The organism is Halomonas sp. SIMBA_159 (genome assembly GCF_046536035.1).
GTDB lineage: Bacteria > Pseudomonadota > Gammaproteobacteria > Pseudomonadales > Halomonadaceae > Vreelandella > Vreelandella venusta_A.
Genome location: NZ_JAWJBT010001209.1, coordinates 1 through 249 on the forward strand (window position 1 = coordinate 1; position 249 = coordinate 249).

Here is a 249-nt window from a genome sequence, read left to right on the forward strand (position 1 = left end):
CAGCGTACCGCCGGCGGCGATCGATCCCGTGGCCAGGCTGTCGGCATAGCCGTAGCGCCGCATGGGCGGCATGGGCACGCGCGACATGGTCGCCGTGGTCTCCAGGCTGGACCCGCACACCGCGGTGAACGCGCCCGCTGCGGTGACCGTGGCCATGGCAAGGCCGCCGCGCAGATGGCCGAGAAAGGCGCAGGCCGCGTCGTAGAGTTGCCGCGACAGCCCGGCCCGGGTGAGGAAATTGCCCATCAG

At 71.9% G+C, this 249-nt stretch carries 1 protein-coding gene; it reads right to left on the bottom strand.

The window, feature by feature from the left end; translation table 11 throughout:
- A partial coding sequence (locus tag R0J87_RS23105; RefSeq protein ID WP_498889282.1) for a TRAP transporter large permease subunit occupies window positions 1-249 on the bottom strand: 249 nt, incomplete at both ends.